At 71.7% G+C, this 25,882-nt stretch carries 24 protein-coding genes and 2 tRNA genes; 14 read left to right on the plus strand and 12 right to left on the minus strand.

Features of this window, described 5'->3' with window-relative positions; all coding sequences use genetic code 11:
* Positions 1-97: 97 nt before the first annotated feature.
* Positions 98-322 carry a hypothetical protein gene (locus tag CW362_RS04650; protein WP_103548043.1) on the plus strand — a complete coding sequence of 75 codons (225 nt, stop codon included), beginning with the start codon at positions 98-100 and terminating at the stop codon, positions 320-322.
* 110 nt (positions 323-432) lie between these two features.
* Here the strand turns inward: CW362_RS04650 and CW362_RS04655 are convergent, their stop codons facing one another.
* On the minus strand, positions 433-1,806 hold the full coding sequence (locus CW362_RS04655) for an ABC1 kinase family protein (RefSeq protein WP_103548044.1): 1,374 nt from the start codon (positions 1,804-1,806) through the stop codon (positions 433-435).
* A complete protein-coding gene (locus tag CW362_RS04660) occupies positions 1,799-2,989 on the minus strand; it encodes a TOMM precursor leader peptide-binding protein (protein WP_103548045.1) in 1,191 nt (396 codons plus the stop codon). Before CW362_RS04660 ends, CW362_RS04655 begins: the two co-directional genes overlap by 8 nt.
* A gap of 216 nt (positions 2,990-3,205) precedes the next feature.
* On the opposite strand from CW362_RS04660, the gene CW362_RS04665 reads away from it, so the two are divergent.
* The 4 genes from CW362_RS04665 to CW362_RS04680 all read left to right on the plus strand — a co-directional run bounded on the left by CW362_RS04665 (position 3,206) and on the right by CW362_RS04680 (position 7,086).
* Positions 3,206-3,802, plus strand: coding sequence for a M48 metallopeptidase family protein (locus CW362_RS04665; protein WP_103548046.1), 597 nt, complete (start codon positions 3,206-3,208; stop codon positions 3,800-3,802).
* Between the two features lie 128 nt (positions 3,803-3,930).
* Positions 3,931-5,622 carry a TerD family protein gene (locus tag CW362_RS04670; RefSeq protein ID WP_103548047.1) on the plus strand — a complete coding sequence of 564 codons (1,692 nt, stop codon included), beginning with the start codon at positions 3,931-3,933 and terminating at the stop codon, positions 5,620-5,622.
* 11 nt (positions 5,623-5,633) lie between these two features.
* Positions 5,634-6,314 (plus strand): AIM24 family protein, encoded by a 681-nt coding sequence (locus CW362_RS04675; RefSeq protein WP_103548048.1) that lies wholly within the window; start codon positions 5,634-5,636, stop codon positions 6,312-6,314.
* A 16-nt stretch (positions 6,315-6,330) separates the two neighbouring features.
* Positions 6,331-7,086, plus strand: a complete 756-nt coding sequence (locus CW362_RS04680; protein ID WP_103548049.1) for an AIM24 family protein — start codon at positions 6,331-6,333, stop codon at positions 7,084-7,086.
* 97 nt (positions 7,087-7,183) lie between these two features.
* On the opposite strand, the gene CW362_RS04685 is transcribed toward CW362_RS04680, so the two are convergent.
* The gene (locus tag CW362_RS04685; protein WP_103548050.1) at positions 7,184-7,705 is read right to left on the minus strand and encodes an NUDIX hydrolase; all 522 of its coding nucleotides are present in this window, start codon (positions 7,703-7,705) and stop codon (positions 7,184-7,186) included.
* Entirely contained in the window at positions 7,702-9,132 is a 1,431-nt protein-coding gene (locus CW362_RS04690) for a zinc-dependent metalloprotease (RefSeq protein ID WP_103548051.1), read from the minus strand. Before CW362_RS04690 ends, CW362_RS04685 begins: the two co-directional genes overlap by 4 nt.
* A 190-nt stretch (positions 9,133-9,322) precedes the next feature.
* Here CW362_RS04690 and CW362_RS04695 point away from each other — a divergent pair, with 190 nt between their 5' ends.
* The 4 genes from CW362_RS04695 (at position 9,323) to CW362_RS04710 (ending at position 13,054) form a co-directional block, all read left to right on the plus strand.
* Positions 9,323-10,438 (plus strand): SDR family oxidoreductase, encoded by a 1,116-nt coding sequence (locus CW362_RS04695; protein ID WP_103548052.1) that lies wholly within the window; start codon positions 9,323-9,325, stop codon positions 10,436-10,438.
* A gap of 488 nt (positions 10,439-10,926) precedes the next feature.
* Positions 10,927-11,388: a molybdenum cofactor biosynthesis protein MoaE gene (locus CW362_RS04700; RefSeq protein WP_103548053.1), complete on the plus strand. Its 462-nt coding sequence runs from the start codon at positions 10,927-10,929 to the stop codon at positions 11,386-11,388.
* Between the two features lie 184 nt (positions 11,389-11,572).
* Positions 11,573-11,758: a hypothetical protein gene (locus CW362_RS04705; RefSeq protein WP_103548054.1), complete on the plus strand. Its 186-nt coding sequence runs from the start codon at positions 11,573-11,575 to the stop codon at positions 11,756-11,758.
* Between the two features lie 198 nt (positions 11,759-11,956).
* On the plus strand, positions 11,957-13,054 hold the full coding sequence (locus tag CW362_RS04710) for a YlbL family protein (protein WP_103548055.1): 1,098 nt from the start codon (positions 11,957-11,959) through the stop codon (positions 13,052-13,054).
* Positions 13,055-13,126: 72 nt separating this feature from the next.
* On the opposite strand, the gene CW362_RS04715 is transcribed toward CW362_RS04710, so the two are convergent.
* On the minus strand, positions 13,127-13,669 hold the full coding sequence (locus CW362_RS04715) for a PPA1309 family protein (protein WP_103548056.1): 543 nt from the start codon (positions 13,667-13,669) through the stop codon (positions 13,127-13,129).
* Between the two features lie 164 nt (positions 13,670-13,833).
* On the opposite strand from CW362_RS04715, the gene CW362_RS04720 reads away from it, so the two are divergent.
* From CW362_RS04720 to CW362_RS04735, 4 genes are all read left to right on the plus strand, one after another.
* Positions 13,834-16,800 carry a UPF0182 family membrane protein gene (locus tag CW362_RS04720; protein WP_103548092.1) on the plus strand — a complete coding sequence of 989 codons (2,967 nt, stop codon included), beginning with the start codon at positions 13,834-13,836 and terminating at the stop codon, positions 16,798-16,800.
* 65 nt (positions 16,801-16,865) lie between these two features.
* Positions 16,866-16,939: transfer RNA gene (locus CW362_RS04725), tRNA-Met, on the plus strand.
* A gap of 228 nt (positions 16,940-17,167) precedes the next feature.
* On the plus strand, positions 17,168-19,018 hold the full coding sequence (locus CW362_RS04730; RefSeq protein WP_103548057.1) for a tetratricopeptide repeat protein: 1,851 nt from the start codon (positions 17,168-17,170) through the stop codon (positions 19,016-19,018).
* 106 nt (positions 19,019-19,124) lie between these two features.
* A tRNA-Met gene (locus CW362_RS04735) sits at positions 19,125-19,198 on the plus strand.
* A gap of 120 nt (positions 19,199-19,318) precedes the next feature.
* Here CW362_RS04735 and CW362_RS04740 read toward each other — a convergent pair.
* From CW362_RS04740 to hisN, 4 genes are all read right to left on the minus strand, one after another.
* The gene (locus CW362_RS04740) at positions 19,319-19,741 is read right to left on the minus strand and encodes a Fur family transcriptional regulator (RefSeq protein WP_103548058.1); all 423 of its coding nucleotides are present in this window, start codon (positions 19,739-19,741) and stop codon (positions 19,319-19,321) included.
* Positions 19,742-19,954: 213 nt separating this feature from the next.
* Positions 19,955-20,347: a CBS domain-containing protein gene (locus tag CW362_RS04745; protein ID WP_103548059.1), complete on the minus strand. Its 393-nt coding sequence runs from the start codon at positions 20,345-20,347 to the stop codon at positions 19,955-19,957.
* Between the two features lie 293 nt (positions 20,348-20,640).
* Entirely contained in the window at positions 20,641-21,147 is a 507-nt protein-coding gene (locus CW362_RS04750) for a hypothetical protein (protein WP_103548060.1), read from the minus strand.
* Positions 21,148-21,213: 66 nt separating this feature from the next.
* Entirely contained in the window at positions 21,214-22,014 is an 801-nt protein-coding gene (gene hisN / locus CW362_RS04755; protein ID WP_103548061.1) for a histidinol-phosphatase, read from the minus strand.
* Positions 22,015-22,362: 348 nt separating this feature from the next.
* Between hisN and CW362_RS04760 the strand changes: the two genes are divergently transcribed.
* Complete coding sequence (locus CW362_RS04760; protein WP_103548062.1) at positions 22,363-22,971, plus strand: TetR/AcrR family transcriptional regulator; 609 nt, start codon at positions 22,363-22,365, stop codon at positions 22,969-22,971.
* Between the two features lie 45 nt (positions 22,972-23,016).
* On the opposite strand, the gene CW362_RS04765 is transcribed toward CW362_RS04760, so the two are convergent.
* The 3 genes from CW362_RS04765 to aroA all read right to left on the minus strand — a co-directional run bounded on the left by CW362_RS04765 (position 23,017) and on the right by aroA (position 25,834).
* Positions 23,017-23,340 carry a DMT family transporter gene (locus tag CW362_RS04765; RefSeq protein ID WP_103548063.1) on the minus strand — a complete coding sequence of 108 codons (324 nt, stop codon included), beginning with the start codon at positions 23,338-23,340 and terminating at the stop codon, positions 23,017-23,019.
* Positions 23,341-23,463: 123 nt separating this feature from the next.
* A complete protein-coding gene (rsgA, locus tag CW362_RS04770) occupies positions 23,464-24,477 on the minus strand; it encodes a ribosome small subunit-dependent GTPase A (protein ID WP_103548064.1) in 1,014 nt (337 codons plus the stop codon).
* 16 nt (positions 24,478-24,493) lie between these two features.
* Positions 24,494-25,834: a 3-phosphoshikimate 1-carboxyvinyltransferase gene (gene aroA, locus CW362_RS04775; protein WP_103548093.1), complete on the minus strand. Its 1,341-nt coding sequence runs from the start codon at positions 25,832-25,834 to the stop codon at positions 24,494-24,496.
* Between the last annotated feature and the right edge of the window lie 48 nt (positions 25,835-25,882).

Genomic DNA, 25,882 nt, shown 5'->3' on the forward strand with positions numbered 1-25,882 from the left:
ACAGGCACTGAATCCCGCGGGGGCCGGTCCGAACGGACCGGCCCCCGCGGTGCGTTGCACCGGGCGAACCGCCGGTCGCGGGGATATCGTCGCCAGAGTGACGAGTCTTCCCGAAGACAGTGACAGCACCGGCACCGCACCGGAGCCCGACGCGGACGAAGCCGAGAAGATCGTGTGCGCCCGCTGCGGCACCTCCGCTCCCGGCCCCAGACCGACATGGACCTGTTCCGTCGAGAACGGCATCCGCCACTACTTCTGCGACAACTGCGCCCGCGACAACCTCAGGGCGATCGAGGGCCGTCTCGACTCGGCCTGGTGGTAGACCCGGTCCTACAGCCGCCCGACCCGCCGGCCCGATCCCGCCCGATCCCGCCGGCCCGATCCCGCCGGTCCGATCCGTGACGAGCCCTCGGGCCGGTCCGTGACGGGTCCTCAGGCCTCGACGGCGGACACCTCTTCGTCCAGCTCCTCGTCCGCCGAATCCTCCGGCACGAACCCCGGCAGCCACTCCTCCAGTTCGTCGCGCAGACGGACCGTGGCGCCGAGCTGGCACAGGACACCTATGGTGCTCAGGGTCACCCGGTGTATGAGGAGATACGCGGGCGGCAGGTTCAGCTGCCTGCCCAACTGGTGGGCGGGGGAACGAGGGTCGGCGATGCGGGCGGCCTGGCTGCGCATCCAGCCCCGGGTGAAGGTGAACTCGTCCACCTCGGCCGGTTCGATGATCGGCAGCAGATAGTCCAGGACCGCGTCGGGCTCGAGGTCTATCGACTCCTTGACGAAGCCTTCCTCGCAGAGCAGTTCGTAGACCGAGTCGGCGTCACCGTCCAGGGTCATCCGGAGGGAATCGCCGATCGGCTGGGGCAGGCCCCCGGGAAGCCGGTCCACCGTGCCGAAGTCCAGGACCCCCAGACGCCAGCCGTTCTCCTCGTCCGGCAGGAGGCGGAAGTTGCCCGGGTGCGGATCGGCGTGCAGCAGACCGGTGCGGGCGGGGCCCGAGAAGAGGAAACGGGCCAGCAACTGGCCGGCACGGTCCCGCTGTTCCTGCGTGCCCTCGGTGATCACCTCCGACAGAGGCGTCCCGTCGATCCACTCCGTCACCAGGACCTGCTCGCACTGATGGACCACCGCGGGCACCAGTACGTCCGGGTCGTCCGCGAACTCCTCGGCGTGCGCCGCCTGGGCCTGCGCCTCCAGGCCGTAGTCGAGCTCCTCGGAGACCCGGTCGCGCAGCTCCGTGATGAGCGGCTTGATGTCCATTCCGGGGATCAGGGGTCCCAGGAGCCGTGCGAAGCGGCTGAGCTGGGTCAGGTCGGACAGGAGAGCCTCGCCCGCCCCCGGATACTGCACCTTGACGGCGACTTCGCGGCCGTCGTGCCACACCGCCCGGTGCACCTGGCCGATCGAGGCCGCCGCCGACGGCTTGTCCTCGAACTCCACGAACAGCTCGGCCCAGTCCGCGCCGAGCCGCTCCTCCAGCACGGAGTGGACCGTGCGCGTGGGCATGGGGGGCGCGGCCTCCTGGAGTTTCGTCAGTGCCGCACGATAGGGGCCCGCGATCTCCTCCGGCAGTGCCGACTCGAACACGGACAGTGCCTGACCGAACTTCATCGCACCGCCCTTCAGCTCCCCGAGGACCTTGAAGAGCTGCTCGGCCGTGCGCTGCTGGAGTTCGCGGCCCACGATCTCCGCCGACTTACCGCCGATCCGCTTCCCGAGTCCCCAGGTCGCCCGCCCGGCGAAGCCGAGTGGCAGCGCGGCCAGTTTGGCAGTCCGGGTGACCGCCTTCCGGGGAAGATCAGACATGCGCCCTCCAGGTCCCAGCAAGCTGTGCCGCGTGCGGCTGTCGCCCTGCCATTGTCTCGTGCGCTCCGCCGTCCTCGGGGGTCCGCTCACCATTTGTTTTCCTCGCGGTGCCGCAGGGGCAGGCGGGATGCGCCCGGACCGGTGTCGTGCGCCACTCGCATCCCGGGAGCGACGCCTCCCGGCGGACTCCCGCGACGGCGGCCGGATCTCCGTCCAGGAAGGCGAGCGCGTGGCTCGCGGCGAGTCCGGCGACCGCGGCGGCGAGAGCGAGATCGCACGAGGCCACCCGGCGCTGCCGCCCGGAGCGCCACTGCGCGACCAGGCGTGGCCAGGCCGGATCACGGTCGGCGCGCCGCCGGTCCAGACAGCCCGCGCAGCCGGTGTCGCCCGGCAGGACCAGAGGACCCACGACCCCGGTCGCCTCGACGACCCCCGCGTAGAGGTGGGGCGTTCCCGAGACGATCAGGTCCTCGGCCGACGCGGGGTCCGGCGCGTGGACGCCGAGACCGTCCCGGGGAGCGAGGACCACGAGGGACAGCCCGAGCGTCCCTTCCGTCCCTCTTCCCCCGGCCGGGGCGCGGGGCGGACGGTCCGGGGCCGCCCGGCGCACCGCCCGCCGGGCGGCGTCCTCCCGGCGCTCGCCGACGGACTCGACGGGAAGCCCGCCCGGCGCCACGTCCCACGGCTCGACGCGGCCGAGGTCGCGCACCTCGACCTCGCCCACGCCTGCGCCCGCGAGCAGCGAGGCCAGGACGACTCCCACCCGGCCGGCGCCCCGTACCTGGACGCGCAGACGGCGGCGGGCCGCCAGACGCCCGGCGGCCCCGCCCGGACGGCGGGCGACGAGGGAGAGGGAGGCGAGGTCGGGGCGCAGCCGGTCCACGACCTCCTTCTTCTCGCGCAGGGCGTCCGCGGCCGGGCCGCCTCCGGTCGTGTCGTCCAGGAGGCCGGACCCGGCCAGCCGGTCCACCAGGGCGTCGACATGCCCGTCGGACAGCCCCATCCGCCGCCCCTGCTCGCGCAGCAGCGGCATTCCGCGTGTCCCGTCGAGCAGTTCGAGGAAACCGCCCGTCGCCGTGTCCACCGGGCCCAGCACCATCGCGTGCGCCGGTGTCATGCCGAACTGCACGGTGTCGAGATCCCGCCAGCCGCGCCGCAGAGCGGGCTTCACGATCGGATGCATGACCTACCCCCGTAGACCCGTAGTACGTCCCGTACGTCCGCGGCGCACTCCCGCGGCGCGGACCGGATGCCAGCATGCCCGCGGCCGCCGGACCCCGCCGAAAGTTGTCCACAGGCGGCGCCGTTCGTCGTACGAATCGGACGGGCAGGGAGCGGATCGACATCGAACCGTTCCGGGGGCGGGACTTCCCCCATGCGCAGCAGGTAACGTCGGGGCGTGCCCGCCGACCCACCGCACAGCGCCGCGACATCACAGCGCAGCACGACGAGCCCGCCGCCGAGCGGCTCGGGGGCGAGCGCGATCGAGGTCCGCAGGAGCGCCCGACGGCGCAGAACCGTCTCCGCGTACCGCGAGGGCGACCGCACCGTCGTGCTCATCCCCGCCCGGATGTCCGAGGCGGAGGAGAAGCGCTGGGTGACCGTCATGCTCGACAAGCTGGCCGCCCAGGAAAGCAGACGGGTGCTCGGCGACACCGAGCTGGCCGAACGCGCCGAGTGGCTGTCGGCCCAGTACTTCGACGGCCGGGCGCGGCCGTCGTCGGTGCGCTGGGTCACCAACCAGAACACCCGCTGGGGCTCGTGCACCCCCGCCGAGGGCAGCATCCGCCTGTCGCACCGGCTGCAGGGCATGCCCGAGTACGTCGTCGACTACGTCCTCCTCCACGAGCTCGCCCACCTGCTCGTACCCGGCCACGGCCCCCGCTTCTGGCGGCTCCTGGAGGCCTATCCGCGGACCGAGCGGGCCCGCGGCTACCTCGAGGGCGTCGTCGCCGCGGACCGGCTGCCCCGCCTCCCGGCCGCGCGCGACGAGTAGGAGCGGGCGGACCGTACCGCCGGGAGTGCGATTGTGTACCGGGTCTGCACCGGCTTCGTCCACTTCCGGACTTTGCGGTTAGCCTGACGCGACGCACTCGCATTCGGGATGGGGGACGGTCGTTACGCATGGCCAGGGAATTCCAACGCGGCCACAAGGCCAAGATCAGTGACCTGACCGCGGGCACGGATCTGTACGTAGGTGTGCAGATCACCGGCCCCGGGCTCACCTTCGACATCAGCTGCTTCGGCCTGGACGCCGACGAACGGCTGTCGGACGACCGGTACTTCGTCTTCTTCAACCAGCCGAAGTCCCCCGAGGAGTCCATCCAGCTGCTCGGCGCGCAGTCGGGCGACACGGAGTCCTTCCGGGTCACCCTCGACCGGATTCCGGCGCAGATCCAGAAGCTGTCGTTCACGGCGACGATCGACGGCGCCGGACAGATGTCGCAGATCGCCCCCGGATACCTCCGCGTCGTCGCGGGCGGCGAGGAGGTGGCCCGGTACGCGTTCAGCGGTGCCGAGTTCTCCACCGAACGCGCCGTGATGCTGGGCGACTTCTACCTCAAGGACGTCTGGCGCTTCGCCGCGGTGGGACAGGGCTTCGACGGCGGCCTCGACGCGCTGCTGAAGAACTTCGGCGGCGAGGTCGCCGAGGAGGAGCCCGCCGCCCCGCAGCCCGGTGCCGCGCCGTCCTTCGCCCCGCCCGCCCAGGCCACCCCCGCGCCCGCGTTCGGCGCCCCGTCGGCGCCCGCCCCGGCGCCCGCGCAGGGCTTCGCGCCGCCGCCGGGTGCCACCCCGCCCGTACACACGCCCGCGCCTCCCGTGCACGCCGCCCCCACCATCGTGGGGCCGCTGCACACCCCGCCGGGCGGTACCGTCCCGCCGCCGGGCCCCGCGCCGTACGCGCAGCCGCCCGGCCCGCCCGGACCGCCGCCCGGCTACGGCCAGCAGCCCGGCCAGACGGCCCACATGCCGCCCGGCTACGGCCAGCAGGCACCGTCCGCGCCGCCCGGATACGGTCAGCCCCCGACGGCACCCCCCGGTTACGGTCAGCAGCCGCAGTACGGTCAGATCCCGGGCCAGGCACCCGGCCAGTACCCGGGACAGCCCGGCGCCCCGTCCCCCTACGGCGCGCCCCAGAGTGCTCCGCAGGGCGGGGCCGGTGTGGCCGCCGCGCTGAGCGCCTTCAAGGAGACGCCCACCGGGCAGCGGTGGACCCCGCAGAACAAGAAGCTCATCCGCGTCGACCTCGGCATCGGCGGTCAGCCCGTGCTGGCCCGCCAGGGCAGCATGGTGCTGTATCAGGGCAAGGTCGACTTCAGCTACAAGGGCGCCGGGTTCGCCGGCCGGATCGTGGGCAACGCCACCGGCCAGGAGATGCAGCTCATGCGCTGTACCGGCCAGGGCCAGGTGTTCTTCGCCGAGAACGCCACCCAGGTGCACCCCATCGAGCTCCAGGGGGACGCGATCTGCGTCTCCGCGGAGAACGTCCTCGCCTTCGACGAGTCCCTCCAGTACGAGGTCCGTCGCATCGAGGGGCACGGCATCCCCGGGGGTGCCCTGTTCACGATGCAGTTCCAGGGGACGGGCACCATCGTCGTCAAGACGCACGGCGCCCCCGTCGTCCTGCCGGTGACGCCCACGACGTTCGCCGACTGCAACGCCGTCGTCGCCTGGTCCGCCGCCGCGCAGGTGATCGTCTCCAGCCAGGTGAGGATGCGCCGCAACGCCTACGCCGGTGACACCGGCGAGAGCGTGAACCTCCAGTTCCGCGCCGCGCCAGGCAATTTCGTCGTCGTCCAGCCGTACGAGGTCTGAGGGAGCCCGTCATGAACCAGCCACTCGCGGGCTTCGCCCCTGCACCCGTCACCGCGCGCATGGAGAACCACGGCAATCACATGCTGAAGGTCGCCATGCAGACCGGGAACGACCTCCTCGCGCGCGTGGGATCGATGGTCGCCTACGAAGGGTTCGTCCAGTACGAGCCCAACCCGCCCGCCGTACGCCAGATCGCCCGCGACTGGATGACCGGCGAGGGCGCGCCCCTCATGAAGTGCTCCGGCGACGGCCTGCTCTACCTCGCCGACTACGGGGCGAACGTCGTCGTCATCAACCTCAACGGGGACGCGATCTCCGTCAACGCGACGAACCTGCTCGCCTTCGACGCCCACCTCACCTGGGGCGTCGAGCGGGTCAAGGGGCTCGCCAAGTTCGCCGGACAGGGTCTGTGGAACACCAAGATCTCCGGTCAGGGCTGGGTCGCGCTGACCTCCCGCGGCAAGCCGATCGTCGTCGACTGCGGCGGCGGTGAGGACGAGACGTACGTCGACCCGGACGCGCTCGTCGCCTGGTCCCCGAACCTCAAGGTGAAGGGCAAGCGCAGCTTCAAGGCGCAGTCGCTGATCGGACGCGGCAGCGGCGAGGCGTTCCAGATGGCGTTCTCCGGCCAGGGCATCGTCGTCGTCCAGCCCAGCGAGGACAGCACCGACCGCCTCCGAGTCCGGGGCTGAGGGGGAGCAGGACATCATGCAGAGCCCGCTTTTCGGCTACAACGAGCAGCAGACCCAGGACCGCTACAGCCTGCAGAACTCGCAGATGCTGCGCGTCGTCCTGGAGGGTCACGACGACATCCTCGCCCGCAAGGGCACCATGGTCGCGTACCAGGGTCTCGTCGAGTTCGACGCCGAGTACCAGAACAGCAGTCAGCACCGCGCGCGTGCGTACACCGGTGAGGGCCTCGACCTGATGCGCTGCCACGGGCAGGGCACGGTCTACCTCGCCAACCTCGGCCAGCACGTGCACATCCTCGACGTCGACCAGGACGGCCTGACCGTCGACAGCAGCTACGTGCTGGCGATGGACTCCGGGCTGCACCACGAGGTCATCGCCGTGGACAGCCAGTACGGCATCTCCGGCTCCGGCAAGTACCAGCTCAACATCACGGGGCGCGGCAAGGTCGCGCTGGTGACCTCCGGGATGCCGCTGATGATGCAGGTCACCCCGGACAAGTACGTCAACTGCGACGCCGACGCGATCGTCGCCTGGTCCACCGGCCTGCGCGTGCAGATGCAGGCCCAGACCCATTCCTCCGGGGTGTGGCGGCGTCGCGGCAACACCGGTGAGGGCTGGGAGCTCAGCTTCATGGGCAGCGGTTACGCGCTCGTACAGCCGAGTGAACTGCTGCCGCCGCAGAACGCGGTGATCGGCCAGGGGCTGCGTGCCCAGTACGGCATGGGCCAGCAGGGCGTGCACGCGCAGAACCAGGGCAACGTCTGGAGCTGACCGTTCGGCCGTCCGGGCCACGACGGTCCGGTGAGCGGAGGCGAGGGGCGACCGTCCATGGCGGTCGCCCCTCGCACGTCGTCGTCCCCGGCGGCGGTCACAGCCGGGCGCGGGCCGCCTCCAGGAGCCGTACGACCGAGTCGTCGGCGACCCCGGCGACCTCGTCGTAGGCGAACCACCGCAGGTCCAGGGACTCGTCGCTGATGGCCGGGGCGGCGTCGGCCGGGGCGAGGGCGGCGTACTGGACGTCCAGGTGCCAGTGGCACGGCGCCGGGATGGCGTGCCGGTCCAGCGTCACGGGGCCGCCCGGCAGCAGCGTCAGACCCTCGACGCCCGACTCCTCCAACGCCTCGCGCAGGGCGGCGTCGGCCAGGGTCGAGTCGCCCGGCTCGCAGTGCCCGCCCATCTGGAGCCACATCCGGAGCTTGCGGTGCAGCGTCAGCAGGACGCGGCCGCGTGACGGGTCGATCACCAGGGCGCTCGCCGTCAGGTGCCCGGCGTGGCAGGACTTCCACATGGCGTCCGGATGCCCGGACAGGTGGTCCAGGTAGACCTGACGCAGCTCTTCCTGGCCCTCGTAGCCCTTCAGCACGAGGACCGCGTCGTCGTGCAGGCTCACTCGGCGCCGTCGCCCTTGCCGGAGTCCTCCGGACCGTCGTGCTTCTTCAGGTCCGGCTTCTCCGCGGTGCCGCTCGCGGCCTCGCCGAGCATCTTGTCGAGCTCGGAGAAGTCCATGTGCTCGCGGTGCACGAAGCCGTCCGGGTCGTCCAGGTCGGACGCCGTCGGCAGCATGTCCGGGTGGGCCCACAGACCGTCCCGGCCGTCCACGCCACGTGCGTCGGTGAGCGAGGCCCACAGGCGGGAGGCGTCGCGCAGCCGGCGCGGGCGCAGCTCCAGACCGATCAGCGTGGCGAACGTCTGCTCGGCGGGACCGCCCGTGGCGCGGCGGCGGCGCAGCGTCTCGCGCAGCGCGTCGGCCGACGAGAGCCGCGGCTTGGCCGCCGAGTGGACGACCGCGTCCACCCATCCCTCGACCAGCGCGAGGGCCGTCTCCAGACGGGCCAGCGCCGTCTTCTGCTCCGGCGTGTCCTCCGGCTGGAACATGCCCTGCTGGAGTGCCTGCTGCAACTCCTCCGGGTTCTGCGGGTCGAACTGGCCGACCACGTCCTCCAGCTTCGCGGTGTCGACCTTGATCCCGCGCGCGTACCCCTCGACAGCGCCGAACAGGTGAGAGCGCAGCCACGGCACGTGCGCGAAGAGGCGCTGGTGGGCGGCCTCGCGCAGGGCGAGGTAGAGCCGCACCTCCTCCTGGGGGACGCTCAGGTCCTTGCCGAACGACTCGATGTTCAGCGGCAGCAGCGCGGCCTTGCCGACCGGGCCGAGCGGCAGACCGATGTCGGTCGAGCCGACGACCTCGCCCGCGAGCACGCCGACGGCCTGGCCGATCTGCGTACCGAACATGGCGCCGCCCATGGAGCGCATCATGCCGATCAGCGGGCCCGCCATGGCCTGCATCTCCTCGGGCAGCACGTCGCCCATGGCCGCGCCGACCCGCTCGGCGACCGGGTCGACGAGTTCCTTCCACACGGGCAGGGTCGCCTCGACCCACTCCGCCCGGCTCCAGGCCAGCGCGGAGGCGGCACCGGACGGCAGGGACGTCGCGTCGTCCAGCCACAGATCGGCCAGACGGACGGCCTCCTCGACCGCGAGCCGCTCGGCGTGGCCGACGCTCGCGTCCTTCTTGCCGTCGGAGGTGCCCTGCGCGACCGTCTGCCGGGCGATCTGCTTGGCCATGTCCCAGTTCACCGGGCCGCCCTCGTACGAGAGCATCTGACCCAGCTGCTGGAACGCGGCGCCCAGGTCGTTGGGGTTCATCGAACCGAACATGGCTGCGAGCGGATTGTCGGCTCCGGGGCCACCGGCTCCGGGCAGCCCGAAACCGAACGGTCCCTGACCACCGCCGCCCTGCTGGTCCTTCTTCTTGCCCTCGTCGCCGTGCTCCGGCTCCTCCGGCGGAAGGCCGAATCCGAATGGGGTGTCACTCACGGGATTCCTCGGCTGGTAAGGCCGCCGGTTCGTTCCGACGGCGGCTGCCCACAACACCACCCAGCGTAGACACCTGAACCCGATCGGGCCTCGGTGCTTCGCCGACTCGTCGCCTGCGGCAGGATGGATGCCACCTGGTAGGGGCGCGTCACACGCGTCCATTACTGAAGACAACCGCTGGAGACGCCCGGTGAGTTCCCCAGATCCGCAGGTTCGCGCAGCGCGAAACCACTCAACCAGCCCAGCCTCGCGCGGCCCCGTCGTCGCGGTCACCGGCGCCGCGGCCGGTGTGGGGGCGCTGCTCACCGAGCGGCTGGCCGCCAGCGAGGAGATCAGGCAGGTCGTCGCCATCGACGAGCGGCGCGGCGAGTGCGCCGACGCGCAGTGGCACATCCTGGACGTCCGGGACCCGGCGATCGCCGAGAAGCTGCGCGGGGCGGACGTCGTGGTCCATCTGGCGCTCGACCTCGACCTGGAGACGGACGCGGCGGCCCGGACCGCCTACAACGTCCGGGGGACGCAGACCGTGCTCACCGCCGCCGCGGCGGCCGGGGTCCACCGGGTCGTGCTGTGCACGTCGGCGATGGTCTACGGAGCGCTCCCCGACAACGAACTGCCCCTGTCCGAGGACGCCGAGCTGCGGGCGACGGCCGAGGCGACGGGCGTCGGCGACCTCCTGGAGATCGAGCGGCTCGCGCGCCGCGCGCCGCGGGCTCACCCCGGACTGAACGTGACCGTCGTACGGCCCGCGGTGCTCGTCGGCGGCGGCACGGACACCGCGCTGACCAGGTACTTCGAGTCTCCCCGGCTGCTGGTGGTGGCGGGGTCGACGCCCGCCTGGCAGTTCTGCCACGTCGAGGACCTGTGCGCCGCGCTGGAGTACGCGGTCGTCGAGAAGGTCGAGGGCGAGCTGGCCGTCGGGTGCGACGGGTGGCTGGAGCAGGAGCAGGTGGAGGAGCTGAGCGGGATCCGGCGGATGGAGCTGCCGTCCGCGGTCGCGCTCGGCGCCGCCGCCCGGCTCCACCGGATCGGGCTCACCCCGTCGCCCGCCGGGGACCTCGCCTACACGATGTACCCCTGGGTGGTGAGCGGGAGCAGGCTGCACGACGCCGGGTGGCGTCCGCGCTGGACCAACGAAGAGGTCCTGACGGAGCTGCTGGAGGAGGTCGCGGGGCGGCACACGGTGGCCGGCCGGCGGCTGGGCCGCAAGGACGCGACCGCGGCGGGCGCGGCGGGCGCGACGGTGGCGCTGCTGGGCGCGGCGGCGGTGGTCCGCCGGGCCCGGAAGGCCCGGCGCAGGTTCTGACGGCGGATCCGGGGCGCAGGTGCGCCGGGGCGAACGGTGGCGAGGCGGCGCCGGTCCTCCGCCGCCCGCGTCGTGCCGGGTGTGCCGTGCCGAGCTGGGCGGTGCCGGGCGTGCCGAGAGCCGGCCCGTGTCGTGCCGGGCGTGCCGAGAGCTGGCCTGCGCCGGGCCGTGTCGTGTTGGGCGTGCCGAGAGCCGGCCTGTGCCGCGCCGGGCCGCGCCGTGCCGCCCGCGTCGAGCCGGATGTGCCGGGCCGCGCCGGGTGGAGACGGTGCGGGCTTGTGGGCACGACCCTTCCGGTCCCATGGACCCGCGGTCCGGGTGCGGCTGGACCCGGACCGCGGGTGTGGCCCGGGCACGGTCCGCGGGTGTGGCCCCGGCACGGTCCGACGGCACGCCGGGGTGTTCCGGAGAAGGTCCCGGGCGGTACGCGCGCGTGCCGGGTGGGAGCCGTGTTCCACGGGGCCGACGGGGTGCGGCACGATGGGTGCATGGCACCTACCTATGACCACCCCGGTGAGCGGGCCGCTCAGGATCCGGTCCGGCTGCTCGCGATCCGCGACGAACCGCTCTCCCTGGACGAGGTCTTCAAGGCGGTGGGGGACGACGCCGCCGGGGGGACCGCGTTGTTCGTGGGGACCGTGCGCAACCACGACGCGGGCGCCGACGTCGACGAACTCGGGTACTCGTCCCATCCCAGCGCCGAGGCGGAGATGCGCCGCGTCGCGGAGGAGGTGGCCGCCGCCTATCCGGTACGGGCACTGGCCGCCGTCCACCGGGTGGGCGACCTGCGCGTCGGGGATCTGGCCGTGATCGTCGCCGTGTCCTGCCCGCACCGGAGCGAGGCCTTCGAGGCCTGCCGCAAGCTCATCGACGACCTCAAGCACGAGGTGCCGATCTGGAAGCACCAGAGGTTCTCCGACGGCACGGAGGAATGGGTCGGCGCCTGCTGAGACCCGCGGGACCGTCCGGCGCCGGGCACTCACCGGAGCCGCCCGACTTCTCACCGTCGTCCGGTTGCGTAACCAGGGCCCTGCCGTGAGCGTTGACAGTGCGGATGGTTAATCTGCTGAACAGTGCGGATGTTAAATCTGCTGATCAGTCAGTTGCGGTCGCTCATGGGGTTGGGAGGTCGGCATGGCGGCGCTCGCCTGGTTGCTGATTCCGTTGATGGCCGCGATCGGTGCCAGCCTGTGGGGCAGTTGGGCCGGCCGGAATCGCAAGGCCGCGGGAGACGGTGTCGAGCTCGCCGGATACACGCGTTTCCGTGAGGCCATGGAGCGGACCGGCGTACGGGAGAAGTCCCCCTCCGACGCGTTCTGAGGTTCGCGGTCCGCCCCTCGCGCCGACGCGTCCGGACGTTCGACGGGCCGCGGCGGGAGTCCCGGTCGGCCGGGCGCGCGGAACGCCTCGGACCGCCGCCCGGAGCACGGCATTCGCGCCTTTCGGACGGTATTCCGGCCCCTCACGTACGGACGGCCCCGACGGTGCGCTTACACCACCGTCCCGTACTGTCGTTCCATGCCACGCCGCACCGCGACGATGCTCGCCTCCACCCTGATCCTGATCGCGCTCCTGTGCGCGGGAGTGTTCATCAAAGTGCCGTACTCGGAGATGTCACCGGGTCCCACGGTGAACACGCTGGGTGACCACGACGGTGAGCCGGTGCTGCAGATCTCGGGCCGCAAGACGTACCCGACGACCGGACATCTGAACATGACCACGGTCCGGGTCACGAGCGCCGACTACAAGATGAACCTCGTCGAGGCCGTGTACGGATGGCTGGCGCACGACAGCAAGATCGTGCCGCACGACACGCTCTACCCGGACGGCAAGACCGAGCAGCAGTCGACGCAGGAGAACGCCGAGGAGTTCAGCCAGTCCCAGGAGAGCGCCAAGGTGTCCGCCCTGAAGGAGCTGGGCATCCCCGTGAAGTCCTGGGTGATCGTCTCCACCGTCGTCAAGGGCTCCCCGTCCGAGGGGCGGCTGCACGCCGGTGACGTCATCAAGGCCGTCGACGGTACGGCCGTGAAGGCGCCCGACGACGTCGCGAAACTCGTCACCAGGCACAAGCCCGGCGAGAAGACGGTGTTCAGGATCGTGCCCGCCAAGGAGCAGGCCGCCGCCGCGAAGGAGCACACGACGGCGACCGCGACCAAGGACGTGACGATAACCACGACCAAGTCCGACGACAGCGGCACCGGCCGTGCCATCGTCGGGATCTCGGCCGGGATCGACCACACGTTCCCGTTCACCATCGACATCAAGCTCGCCGACGTCGGCGGCCCGAGCGCGGGTCTGATGTTCTCGCTCGGCATCGTGGACAAGCTCACTCCGGGGAACCTCACCGGAGGCAAGTTCGTGGCCGGCACCGGCACCATCGACGACAACGGCAAGGTCGGCCCGATCGGCGGCATCGACATGAAGACGGTCGGCGCGCGCAACAAGGGCGCCCAGTACTTCCTGACCCCCAAGGACAACTGCGCCGAGGCCGCCAAGGACACCCCCGACGGGCTCAGGCTCGTCAAGGTCGACACCCTCGGCGACGCGATGAAGGCCCTCAAGGACATCGGCGCGGGCCGGACCTCCGACCTGCCCAAGTGCACCGTCAAGGGCTGACGGACACCGCCCGTCCGTGACCGGGGGCGCCCCACGAACCGTGGGGCGCCCCCGGTCACGTCCGTGCGCGGATCAGTCCGCGAACGTCGCGGACAGCGCCTCCGCGAGGCCCGGCACGAGGCCCGCGCCCGTGAGCACCTCCGTCGCCGCGTCCTTCTCGCGCAGCCGCACCGCCGAGTCGCGGGTGCCGTCCCGCAGGACGCCGACCGTCATCCGCACCTCCTGGCGGTCCGGGTGCGCGGCGACCCACTGGGCCAGCTTCTTGCCGCTCAGGTCCCCGGGGACGGAGGCCTCCGCGGACGGCGGCAGCATCAGCCGCTCCACGGTGAGCGCGCAGCCGACGACGGCGTCGGGCCAGGCGATGGTGCCGAGGAACTCGTCCAGCGGCTTGCCGGCGGGGATCTCCTCCTGCTCGACGGGGGTGAGACCGGTGGTCTCCTGCTCGTTCTCCAGGCCGAGCTGAGCGGCGAGGCCGGGTTCCTGGGCCCGCAGGCGTGCGGTGTCTACGAGGGCGAAGAGGCGGGCGGGCTGGTCCCAGCCGAGGCCGGAGGCGTACTCGTCGATCTCGAGTACGGCCCGGGTCAGGGGGCTCGCTGCCATGGGAGTGTTGGACATGGTCACAATCCTGCCTCGTTCGTGACCTGAATCGGGAACCGAGTAAAGCGTGAGTAAGTTGCATAGATGAGGCTCCCCGATCACGGAGCCTTACTGACGGTCCACCGACATGGGGACCGGACGGAATCGACTGCGACTTCGAGGTGCGCACCTTGGCTTTCCAGATGCCGGACCGCGGCGGAGGCCCGACGGGGCCACGGATCAGAGTGGGCCGGCCGTCCCGGCGTATCCGGACCCTGCTCATGACACTGGGCGTGCTGGCCGTGCTGGCCATGGCCTTCGTCATGTTCGCGGGGTTCTGGACGGACTGGCTCTGGTACCGCTCGGTCCACTACTCGTCGGTCTTCACCACCACCCTGTGGACCAAGATCGGGCTCTTCTTCGTCTTCGGTCTGCTGATGGCGGCCGCGGTGGGCTTCAACATCTGGCTGGCGCACCGGCTGCGCCCGCCGCTGAGCGCCATGTCGATGGAGCAGCAGAGCCTCGACCGGTACCGCATGGGCATCGCGCCCTACAAGCGCTGGCTGCTGCTCGCGATCACGTCCCTGGTGGGGCTGATCGCCGGCGCGTCCGCCTCGGGCCAGTGGCGTACGTGGCTGATGTGGGTGAACGGGGTCCCCTTCCACCAGAAGGACCCCCAGTTCCACCTCGACGTCTCGTTCTACGCCTTCGACCTGCCCTGGTACCGCTTCCTGCTCGGCTTCGGCTTCGCCGCCGCCGTGCTCTCCCTGATCGCCGCCGCGCTCACGCACTACCTCTACGGAGGTCTGCGCGTCACCAGCCCGGGAGCGCGCGCGACGGCCGCGGCCACCGGACACCTCTCGGTGCTCCTCGGCGTCTTCGTCGCCCTGAAGGCGGTCGCGTACTGGCTCGACCGGTACGGGCTCGCGGTGAAGTCCAGTGACTTCAAGGCCACCGGCAACTGGACGGGTCTGCGGTACGTCGACGCGAACGCGTACCTGCCCGCCAAGACGATCCTGTTCTGCATCGCGGTCATCTGCGCGCTGCTCTTCTTCGCGACGCTGTGGCGGCGCACCTGGCAGCTGCCCGTGATCGGCTTCGGCCTCATGGTGCTCTCGGCGGTCCTCATCGGCGGCCTGTACCCCGCGATAGTCCAGAAGTTCCAGGTCGAGCCCAACGAGCAGGCCAAGGAAGCGCCGTACGTCGAGAAGAACCTCAAGGCGACCCGCGATGCGTACGGGATCGCCGGCACCGACGTGCAGGACTATCCGGGGGCGAGCGACACCGAGAACAAGGCCGAGCTGCGTGACGACGCCGACACCGTCGCGAGCATCCGCCTGATGGACCCGAACATCGTGTCGCCGACCTTCCAGCAGCTCCAGCAGGTGCGGAACTACTACGGCTTCCCGTCGAACCTGGACGTCGACCGGTACAGCAAGGACGGCAAGGAGCAGGACACCGTCCTCGGCCTGCGCGAGCTCAACCTCGCGGGCATCCCGAAGAACAACTGGATCAACGACCACTTCCGGTACACGCACGGATACGGCGTCGTCGCGGCCAAGGGCACCGAGGCCGACAGCGAGGGCCGCCCGGTCTTCACCGAGTACAACCTGCCCTCCAAGGGCGACCTCGGCTCGTACCAGCAGCAGGTCTACTACGGCGAGAAGACCACCCAGTACTCGATCGTCGGCGGTCCCCAGAAGGAGATCGACTACTCCGACGACAACGGTGAGAAGACCACCAGCTACAAGGGCAAGAGCGGCGTCAGCCTCGCGAGTCCGGTCAACCGGGCCGCGTACGCGGTGGCGTTCGGCGAGCCGCAGATCCTGTACTCGGGCGCGATCGGCGAGGGTTCGCGGATCCTCTACAACCGCACGCCCAAGGAGCGGGTCGAGGCGGTGGCGCCCTGGCTGACCATCGACGGCGACGCCTACCCGGCGGTCGTCGACGGGAAGATCCAGTGGATCGTCGACGCGTACACCACCACCAACGGCTACCCGTACGCCTCGCGCACCACGCTCGGCGACACCACGGCGGACTCGCTGACGGCCGCCAACAACCAGCGCGCGGTGGTGGCCCAGCAGAACCAGGTCAACTACATCCGCAACTCGGTGAAGGCGACCGTCGACGCGTACACCGGCGCGGTCAAGCTCTACCAGTGGGACACCGAGGACCCGGTCCTGAAGACCTGGATGAAGGCGTTCCCGAACACGGTGGAGTCGAAGAAGTCGATCTCGCCGGAGCTGATGGCTCATCTGCGCTACCCGCAGGACCTGTTCAAGGTCCAGCGCGAACTGCTCACCCGCTACCACGTGAAGGACGCCCAGACGTTCCTGAGCGGCAGCGAGGTGTGGCAGGTCCCGGACGACCCGACCAACAAGTCGGGCAGCGCGGTGCCGCCGTACTACCTGAGCATGAAGCTGCCGGGACAGTCGTCGCAGGCGTTCTCGCTGACGACGACGATGACGCCCAACGGCCGTGACAACCTGAGCGCGTTCGTGTCGGTCAACGCCGAGGCGGGGACGCCCGGTTACGGCAAGATCAGCGTCCTGAAACTGCCGACCGGCAGAACGGTCGACGGACCCAAGCGGGTGCAGAGCCAGTTCAACTCCGAGCCGTCCATCGCCGAGTCCATCAGGCTCCTCAGAGGCGGCGACTCGGAGGTCGAGTACGGCAACCTGCTGACCGTGCCGCTCGACGGCGGACTGCTCTACGTGGAGCCGGTCTACGTCCGCGGTGGCGATCTCAAGTACCCGCTGCTGCGCAAGGTGCTGGTCACCTACGGAGGCAGCACCGCCTTCGAGGACACCCTCGGCCAGGCGCTCAACAAGGTCTTCGGGGCGGAGAGTTCGACTCAGCCGCCGGACCAGGACACCACGAAGCCGAAGCCGCCCACGTCGGGCAACCCGACGGTCCAGGCCGCGCTCGACGACGCGCAGAAGGCCTTCGACGACGGCCAGGAAGCCCTCAAGAAGGGCGACTGGAAGGCGTACGGGGAGGCGCAGAAGAACCTGGAGGACGCGCTGAAGCGGGCCGAGGACGCGCAGGCCGCGGCGGACAAGTCCGCCGGCGGCTCCGGCGCGGACAAGCCGGACGGAAAGGGTTCCGGCAAGAGCGATGGGGCCGGAGCCGGTCCCAGCCCCACCCCGAGCGGCAGCCCGAGCGGCTGAAGGAGCTCCGCGAGCAGTTGATCGAAGACTGCGCCCCGCGCCGTGATACGGTTGAGGAACAACGGCGCGGGGTGGAGCAGCTCGGTAGCTCGCTGGGCTCATAACCCAGAGGTCGCAGGTTCAAATCCTGTCCCCGCTACTGAAGTCGAAGGCCCGGATCCAGTTCATGGATCCGGGCCTTCGACGTGTGTGACGCCACGCCGGAGAAAGTCGGTGACCTGGCCACTCACGTGAAGTGCCGCGACATGCGCGGGGAGTTGGGTGATCTGTGTTTGACTTGTCTCTCTGTGGGCATGTCGACAAAACGCTGAAGTGACCTCACTGGCTGCGGTATACCAGGTGTACCCAGGTTGCGGGTGGTGCGACGATGGACGTTATGGGGGACAAGGCAACTCTGTTGGATACAGGGCGGTTTGAGCAGTCTGCCGACTTCGAGCAGCCTGTTGATCTCACACAGCCTTCCGACCGGGACGAAACCGGCGAGGCTGCCGAGGAGGCGCGCCGGTGGTCGGCCGCCCAGGCCGGCGACGTCGAGGCGATGAGCGTCCTCGGGGCCATGCTGCTGCGCCGCGGTGATCTCGACGCGGCCGAACCCCATCTGCGCGCGGCGACCGCCGCCGGCGACCGTGCCGCCGCCAACAACCTGGGTGTCCTCCTCTACCAGCGCGGATACGCCGACGAGGCCGCCGGATGGTGGCGGATCGCCGCCGTGGCCGGCAGCGCGGCCGCCGCGCACGCGCTCGGCCGGCACCACCGGGAGCGCGGCGACGAACCCGCCGCCGAGTACTGGCTGCGCCAGTCGGCCGAGCAGGGGCACGCCCTGGGCGCGTACGCCCTCGCCGATCTGCTGGAGCACCGTAGCGACGTGGGTGCCGAGCAGTGGATGCGGGCCGCCGCGGAGCGGGGGCACCGCGAGGCCGCGTACCGGCTGGCGCGCACGCTCGACCGCAAGGCCCTGGACTCGGGCGAGGCCGTGGGCGACAACGGTGTCATCGGTGCCGCCGGGCAGGCCGCCGAGCAGTGGTACCGGCAGGCCGCCGCGCGCGGGCACCGCAGGGCCGCGCTGCACCTCGGGGCGATCCTGGAGAAGCGCGGCGACCTCAAGGAGGCCGGGCGCTGGTACCTGACGTCCGCCAAGGACGGGGAGGCGCGCGCCGCGTGCGCCCTCGGGTTCCTGCTGCGTGACGCCGGGGACCCCGACAGCGCCGCCGTCTGGTGGCTGCGGGCCGCGCAGGACGGGGACGGGAACGCCGCCAACGCGCTGGGCGCACTGCACGCCGAGCGGGGCGAGACCCAGACCGCCGAGCGGTGGTACCGGGCCGCGATGGACGCGGGCGACGTGAACGGCGCGTACAACCTCGCACTGCTCTGCGTCGAGCAGGGGCGCACCGCGCAGGCCGAACAGTGGTACCGCAGGGCCGCGTACGCAGGTCACCGCGAGGCCGCCAACGCCCTGGCGATCCTGCTGCTCCAGGTCGGCGACGCGGCCGGAGCCGAACCGTGGTTCTCCAAGGCGGCGGAGGCCGGGAGCGTGGACGCCGCGTTCAACCTCGGCATCCTGCACGCCGGGCGCGCCACCGAGGCCGACGACGCCGCCGCGCTGCGGTGGTACGAGCGCGCGGCCGCCGCCGGACACACGGAAGCGGCGCTCCAGGTGGGCATCGCGCGGCTGCGGGAGGGCGACGAGCCGACCGCCGAGCGGCATCTGCGGTGCGCCGCGGGAGGGGGCAGCGCCGAGGCCGCCTACCGGCTCGCCACCGTGCTCGACGCCCGGCGGCCCCCGGCGCCCGCGCACGAGCTCGGGGAGCACTCGCAGGAGAAGAGCGAGTGCGAGGAGTGGTACGAGCGGGCCGCGTCCCAGGGGCACCGGCGCGCGCAGGTGCGGGTCGGGATGCTGGCCGCGGCACGGGGCGACGTGGTGGAGGCGGCGCGCTGGTACCGCGAGGCCGCGGAGGCGGGGTCGCGCAACGGCGCCTTCAACCTCGGGCTGCTGCTGGCCCGTGAGGGCAGCGAGCCGGAGGCGGCGCTGTGGTGGACCCGCGCGGCCGACGCGGGCCACGGGCGGGCGGCGCTCCGGCTGGCGCTCGTGTACGCGCGGCGCGGGGAGCTGGCGGAGGGGCAGCGGTGGGCCGACCGGGCCGTGTCGCTGGGGCCTGCGGAGGTCTCCGAGCGGGCGGCGCGGCTGCGGGACGCCTTGCGGGAGGAGCTGTCCGCGTGAGCGGCTCCGGCCGGCCGGGCTCGCGGGGCCGCCGGGACCGTCGCCGGAGCGCCCGGCCAATGGATTTGCGCGGGCCATGGTCTTGACGTACTGTTCAGTTCATCGACGCGGGGTGGAGCAGCTCGGTAGCTCGCTGGGCTCATAACCCAGAGGTCGCAGGTTCAAATCCTGTCCCCGCTACTGAAGGCCGAGGGCCGGAATCCGAAAGGGTTCCGGCCCTCGGTGCGTTTGCGGTCCCGGTACGGAAACGCCACGGCGAACAGCGAACGAATGCCGCGGCGGACAGGGGCGAGCGTCCTTCTACGCCGCCATGGCCGCGCAGTCCGGGCAGACGCCCCGGTAGGTCACCTCGACGTCCGAGACGGTGAAGCCGAAGCGCTCCGAGTCGGGGAGGTCGCCGAGCGGGTTGCCGATCGGGTGGACGTCACGGATCGCGCCGCACCGGGCACAGACCAGGTGGTGGTGCGGACGGTGCGCGTTCGGGTCGTACCGCTTGGCGCGCTTGTCCGTGGCGACTTCCAGCACCTCGCCGAGCGAGACCAGCTCGCCCAGCGTGTTGTAGACGGTCGCCCGGGAGATCTCGGGCAGCTTGACCACGGCGCGGGCGTGCACCTCGTCGGCCGTCAGATGGACGTGGTCGCCGTCGAGGACCTCGGCCACGACGCGTCGCTGCGCGGTCATCCGCCATCCACGTCCGCGCAGGCGTTCCAACAGGTCACTCATACAGGTCAGCGTAACAGCAGGTGAACCAGATCCCGAACAGGTGTGGTTTTAGATCTCACCTTGTTTTGGACAAGGTCCATACAGGGATCGGGTCCGGTATGGGCTCGGGGCGAGGGGTTTTCCGGCCGACGGACCGGCGGCGGGCCCGAACTCCCGGGTCGTCCCCGGGGGTTCGGGCCCGCCTTCGCTCTCGGGCCGGACCCGCGGGTCCGGTCAGGCCGGTACCCGCTGCCGGACGGGAGCCCAGCAGCGGATGATGTCGCGGACCGAGACGATGCCCACCGGGCCGCTGCCGTCGAGGACGATCAGATGCCGGAAGCCGCCGTGCGACATCGCGGCCGCCGCCTCCTCCAGGGTCCAGGTGGGCGCCGCGAAGACGACGTCGGTGGTGGTGTGGCTGCCGGCTGTCTCCGCATCCGGGTTCTGGCCGTGGGCGAGGGAGTTGAGGATGTCACGCTCGGTGAGGATGCCGAGGCCGGAGGATTCCTCGTCGAGGACCACCGCCGCGCCGACGTGGCGCGCGGACATCAGGCGGGCGGACTGTCGGAGGGTGTGTGCCGGGCCGATGGTGAGGACCACCGTGCTCATGGCGTCGCGGACGAGCATGGGCTGGAGCCACCTCCTCGGTGAACCGCGGACTCCCCGGCTCCTCGACGGAGCGCAAAGAGAAATGGTTCACAAGTTCACAAGTGGGGGAACTCTCAGGGTCGCAGTTAAAGGGAGGGTCAACAAGGGGGCGCGTGCCGCGAGTTCGGGGGCGCCCGGGGTTGCCCGGCAGCCCCGGGGCCGACAGGGCTGCCCAGGGGCCCCGGTGGTACCGCCGGACGAAAGGGGCTGCCCGGCGGGGCGCGCCGACGCTCGAGGACCGGGCCGGCACGCATCACGCGCCCGTGCGCGGATCAGGGCAGGCCGAGCTTCACGATCAGGCTCCCGGTCCGGGCCTCCTCGTTCGTGACCTCGGTCTTTCCGTGCAGGCCGATCCGCACGGCGTACGACTTCGAGCCGTCCGGCACTCCCCGTACGGTGACCGGGAACACGCACCTCGCGAAGCTGTCGTAGGTGCCGCCTCCCAGCGATCCGGTCGCGACGACCCGGTCCGCCGAGTCGAAGACGGTCACCGGCGCGCCCTTGTCGAGGTCGCCGAACTCGTGGTCGCCGGCGCAGGGCCCCGAGGCTCCGGGATCGCCGGCGACCTGCACCTGTCCCACCAGGGTGAACGGCCGGTCGTCCGCGGATCCGGAGAGATTCCAGGCCAGTGCGACGGCGCCCGCCCCGATCGCGATCCCGGCCGTCAGCCAGGCCGCCGGAACACCGTACGACCGGACTTCTCGTGCGGACCGGGCGGATACCGGCGTTGGCACGGAGGGCGGCGGAGCGTCCCGCTCGTCGAGCGATTTCTCGGGCATGTCCGCAGCATGGCATCGGATGGCGGCCGTGTGAGTCACCGTCATGTCACGGCCGTGATCCGCCACTCAGTAACGTTGGTTCAGGTACCCCAGCATCTCGTCGTGCAGAAGGCCGTTCGACGCGGCCGCGTTGCCGCTGTGCGGGCCGGGGCGTCCGTCGAGGCCGGTGAACGCGCCGCCCGCCTCGGTCACGATGATCGCGTTCGCCGCCATGTCCCAGAGCGACAGCTCGGGTTCGGCGCAGATGTCGACCGAGCCCTCGGCGACCATCATGTACGGCCAGAAGTCGCCGTAGCCACGGGTGCGCCAGACCGCCTTCGTGAGATCGAGGAAACCGTCCAGACGGCCCTGGTCCTCCCAGCCGGACAGCGAGGAGTAGGCGAAGGACGCGTCGCCCATCCGGGAGACGCTGGACACCCGCAGCCGGGTCGCGGAGGACAGACTGCGGCCGGTGAACGCGCCGTGCCCCTTCGCCGCCCACCAGCGACGGCCCAGCGCGGGGGCGGAGACGACGCCGACGACCGGCTGGTAGCCGCCCTCGCCCGCCTCCATCAGGGAGATCAGCGTGGCCCACACGGGCACACCGCGGACGTAGTTCTTGGTGCCGTCGATCGGATCGACGACCCAGCGGCGCGGGCCCGTGCCCTCGATGCCGTACTCCTCGCCGAGGACCGCGTCGCGCGGCCTGGCCCGCTGGAGATGGCCGCGGATCAGTTCCTCGGCGGCCTTGTCCGCCTCGCTCACCGGGGTCATGTCCGGCTTGGTCTCGACCTTCAGGTCGAGCGCCTTGAAGCGGTCCATCGTCGCGGCGTCGGCGGCGTCCGCCAGGACATGGGCGAGGCGCAGGTCATCGCGGTAGTCGGGCATGGACGAACCGTATCCGCCCGCGTCGGGACGGGGCTACACGGGACCAAGGGGTGGTCGCCGGCCGGACCGTGCCGAGCGGATCCGCGGCGGACGGGACCCGGGGCCCGCGGCGGCGGGGACCCGGGCCCCACACCCGGCCGGGGTGAGCGTGGCTTCGGGGTCCGTGTCCGGTTGGGGCGAGCGCGGCTTCGGGGGCCGTGCCTGGTCGGGGCGGCGTGGCTTCGGGGCTCGTGTCCGGTTCGGGTGAGCGCGGCTCCGGTCGCGCGCTCCTCGGGGCCGCCGCGAACCCTTGACAGTGCCCCCGCACGCGTCAAATCTGGCTGCAGTGCCGCTCGCCCCAGGGAGGCGATGATGCCCGCAGCGCGAGAATCCCTTTTGGACGCCGCCTATACGGCACTCGCGCGCCGGCCGTGGTCCGCGGTGCGGATGGTCGACGTGGCCGCCATGGCCGGGGTGTCGCGCCAGACGCTCTACAACGAGTTCGGGAGCAAGGAAGGGCTCGCCCGCGCCCTCGTGCGCAGGGAGGCGGACGCCTATCTCGCCGGTGTCGACCGGGCCCTGGCGACTCACACGGACGCGCGGGAGCGGCTGGCCGCGACCGCCGAGTGGACCACCTCTGCGGCCCGCAGCAACGCGCTGGTGCGGGCGATGCTGACCGGATGCTGGAGCGAGCGGCTGCCCTCGCCCGCGCTGCCCGCCGTCCCCTCGTCGTCCGCGGTGCCCGCGCAGCGGCGGGCCGACGGGCCGCTGCCCTCGCCCGCCGACTTCGTGACACTGGTCCGCGACCGCGCGGTCGCCGCGCTCGCCCTGTCCAGGGCGGACACCCCCGAGGTCACGCGGGCCTGCGAACTGGTGGTCCGGCTCGCGCTGTCGTGGGTCGTCGCGCCACCTGCCCGGGGCATCACCACGGAGCTGGTCAGGACCGCGCTGGCGCCGTCCCACCGGCTCGGGGTGTGAGGAGCGGGGGCCGCTTCGGGCCCCGGCGGGCCCTCGGGGGCGTCCTCAGTGCGCCGACCCCGACAGCTGGAGCCCGATGACGCCGATGATGACCAGGCTGATCGAGACGATCTTCAGGACGGAGACCAGGTCGTCGAGGAAGATCATGCCGTAGACGGCGGTGCCGGCCGCGCCGATGCCGGTCCACACCGCGTAGGCCGGACCGACGTCGAGCTTCTTCAGGGAGAGGGTCAGCAGACCGAAGCTGCCGAGGGCGAAGACGCAGAACGCGACGGTGGGCCAGAGCCTGGTGAAGCCGTGCGAGAGCTTCAGACAGACGGCGAAGCCGGTTTCGAGCAGTCCCGCCACGACGACCAGCAGCCACGCCATGTCTTGTTCCTCCCGCATCGCACGTCGACTGCTTCGGCTGGCCCGGACCGGCTCGGTGCGATTATGCATTCACCGGCCCGGAGAAGCCCTTACCGACGACGGGCCCACCCAAACCCGGGGAGGTCAGTCGCCCTCGCGGCGTTCGCGCGTGGCCAGCAGACGGCGCAGCGAGTACAGCCGCTGCGGGTCGGCGTGGCCCTCGGCCACCCACTCGTCGAGCGCGCAGTCCGGTTCGTCGTGACTGCACGCCCGGGGGCAGCCCTCGGTGCCCGGTTCGAGATCGGGGAAGGCGTGGATGACCCGGGACGGATCGACGTGGTTGAGGCCGAAGGACCGGACACCCGGGGTGTCGATCACCCAGCCTCCGTCGCCGCCCGCCAGCGGCAGTGCCAGCGCCGAGGTGGTCGTGTGCCGGCCACGGCCCGTGACCGCGTTGACGTGGCCGGTCGTCCGCCGCCGCTCGGGCGGCACCAGCGCGTTCACCAGGGTCGTCTTGCCGACGCCCGAGTGACCGACGAACGCCGTGATCCTGCCGTCCAGGTGTGCGCGCACCCGGTCGGCGGCGGCCTCGCTGCGCAGCTCCTCGCGGCTGGTCACCACGTACGGGATGTCCAGCGCGCCGTACAGCTCCAGGAACTTGTCCGGCGGGGCCAGGTCCGACTTCGTGAGCACGAGGAGCGGGCTCAGGCCGCCGTCGAAGGCCGCCACCAGACAGCGGTCGATCAGCCGGGGGCGCGGCTCGGGGTCCGCGAGGGCGGTGACGATGGCGAGCTGGTCGGCGTTGGCGACGACCACCCGCTCGTACGGGTCGTCGTCGTCGGCCGTGCGGCGCAGCACCGAGCCGCGCGGCTCGATGCGGACGATGCGGGCGAGGGTGTCCTTCTCGCCGGACAGGTCGCCGACGATGGCCACCTTGTCGCCGACGACGGCGGCCTTGCGGCCCAGTTCGCGTGCCTTCATCGCCACCACGGCGCGGTCCTCGACCAGACAGGTCAGCCGGCCGCGGTCGACCGTGAGGACCATGCCCTCGACGGCCTCCTCGTGCTTGGGACGGATGTTCGTGCGGGGACGGTTGCCCTTGCGGTTCGGCCGCTGGCGGATGTCGTCCTCGTCGGTGTGCTTGCCGTAACGGCGCATGATCCAGGTCCGCCCGTCAGTTCCCGAGCATCCCGGCCCACAGCTCGGGGAAGTCGGGCAGGGTCTTCGCCGTCGTCGCCACGTTCTCGATCTCCACGCCCCCCACCACCAGCCCGATGATCGCGCCGGCCGTCGCCATGCGGTGGTCGTCGTACGTGTGGAAGACGCCGCCGTGCAGCGGGCGCGGCCGGATGTGCAGGCCGTCGGCGGTCTCGGTGACGTCACCGCCGAGTTCGTTGATCTCCTTGGTGAGCGCGGCCAGCCGGTCCGTCTCGTGCAGCCGCAGATGGGCCACGCCCCGCAGCGTGGAGGGGGAGTCGGCGAGCGCCGCGACCGCCGCGACGCCCGGGGTCAGCTCACCGACCTCGCCCAGGTCCACGTCGATGCCGTGAATGGCACCCGAACCGGTGAACTCCAGTCCGCGATCGGTCAGTTCGCAGGAACCACCCATTTCGGTGAAGATCTCCCGCAGCCGGTCACCGGGCTGGGTGGTGCGGGCCGGCCAGTCGGGGATCACGACCGTGCCGCCGGTGACCAGCGCCGCCGCCAGGAACGGCTGGGCGTTCGACAGGTCCGGCTCGACGATCAGGTCGCGGCCGAGCAGCGCGCCCGAGGTCACCCGCCAGACGTTCGGCTCGCCGCCCGACTCCGGGGTGTCCACCTGGGCACCGACCGCGCGCAGCATGTCCACGGTCATCCGGATGTGCGGCATGGACGGGAGGGTCGAGCCGGTGTGCCGGACCTCGACGCCCTGGTTGAAGCGGGGGGCGGAGAGCAGCAGGGCGGACACGAACTGGGAGGACGACGACGCGTCGATCTCCACCGTGCCGCCGTCCAGGGCGCCGCTGCCGTGGACCGTGAGCGGCAGCGAGCCGCGGGCGTCGTCGTCGATCCGGGCGCCGAGCACGCGCAGCGCGTCGATCACGCCGTGCAGCGGACGCTCGTACGACCGCGGGTCGCCGTCGAAGCGGACGGGGCCGTCCGCGAGCGCCGCGACGGGGGGCAGGAAGCGCATGACGGTGCCGGCGTTGCCGACGTCGACCGTGGCCGGGCCGCGCAGGCCCGAGGGGATGATCCGCCAGGCCTCGCCGGAGGCGTCCGGGCCCGCGGCGACCGTCGAGCTGGAGGCGACCGTCTCCTCGATGCCCACGCCCATCGCGCGCAGCGCGCCGGCCATCAGCAGGGTGTCGCGGGAACGCAGCGGGCGGCGCAGCCAGCCCGGCTCGGAGGCCAGCGCGGCCAGGACGAGAGCGCGGTTGGTGACCGACTTGGACCCCGGCACGTGAACCGTCGCGTCGACGGCTCCGCTTGCGTGCGGGGCTGGCCAGAGGGCGGTGTGGGCGGGGTTCACGGTCATGCGCCCCACTTTAGTGGCAGCGCACCGGGCGGCTGCGGGTCCGTCACG

This window comes from Streptomyces populi, from assembly GCF_002911015.1.
Classification (GTDB): Bacteria; Actinomycetota; Actinomycetes; order Streptomycetales; family Streptomycetaceae; genus Streptomyces; species Streptomyces populi.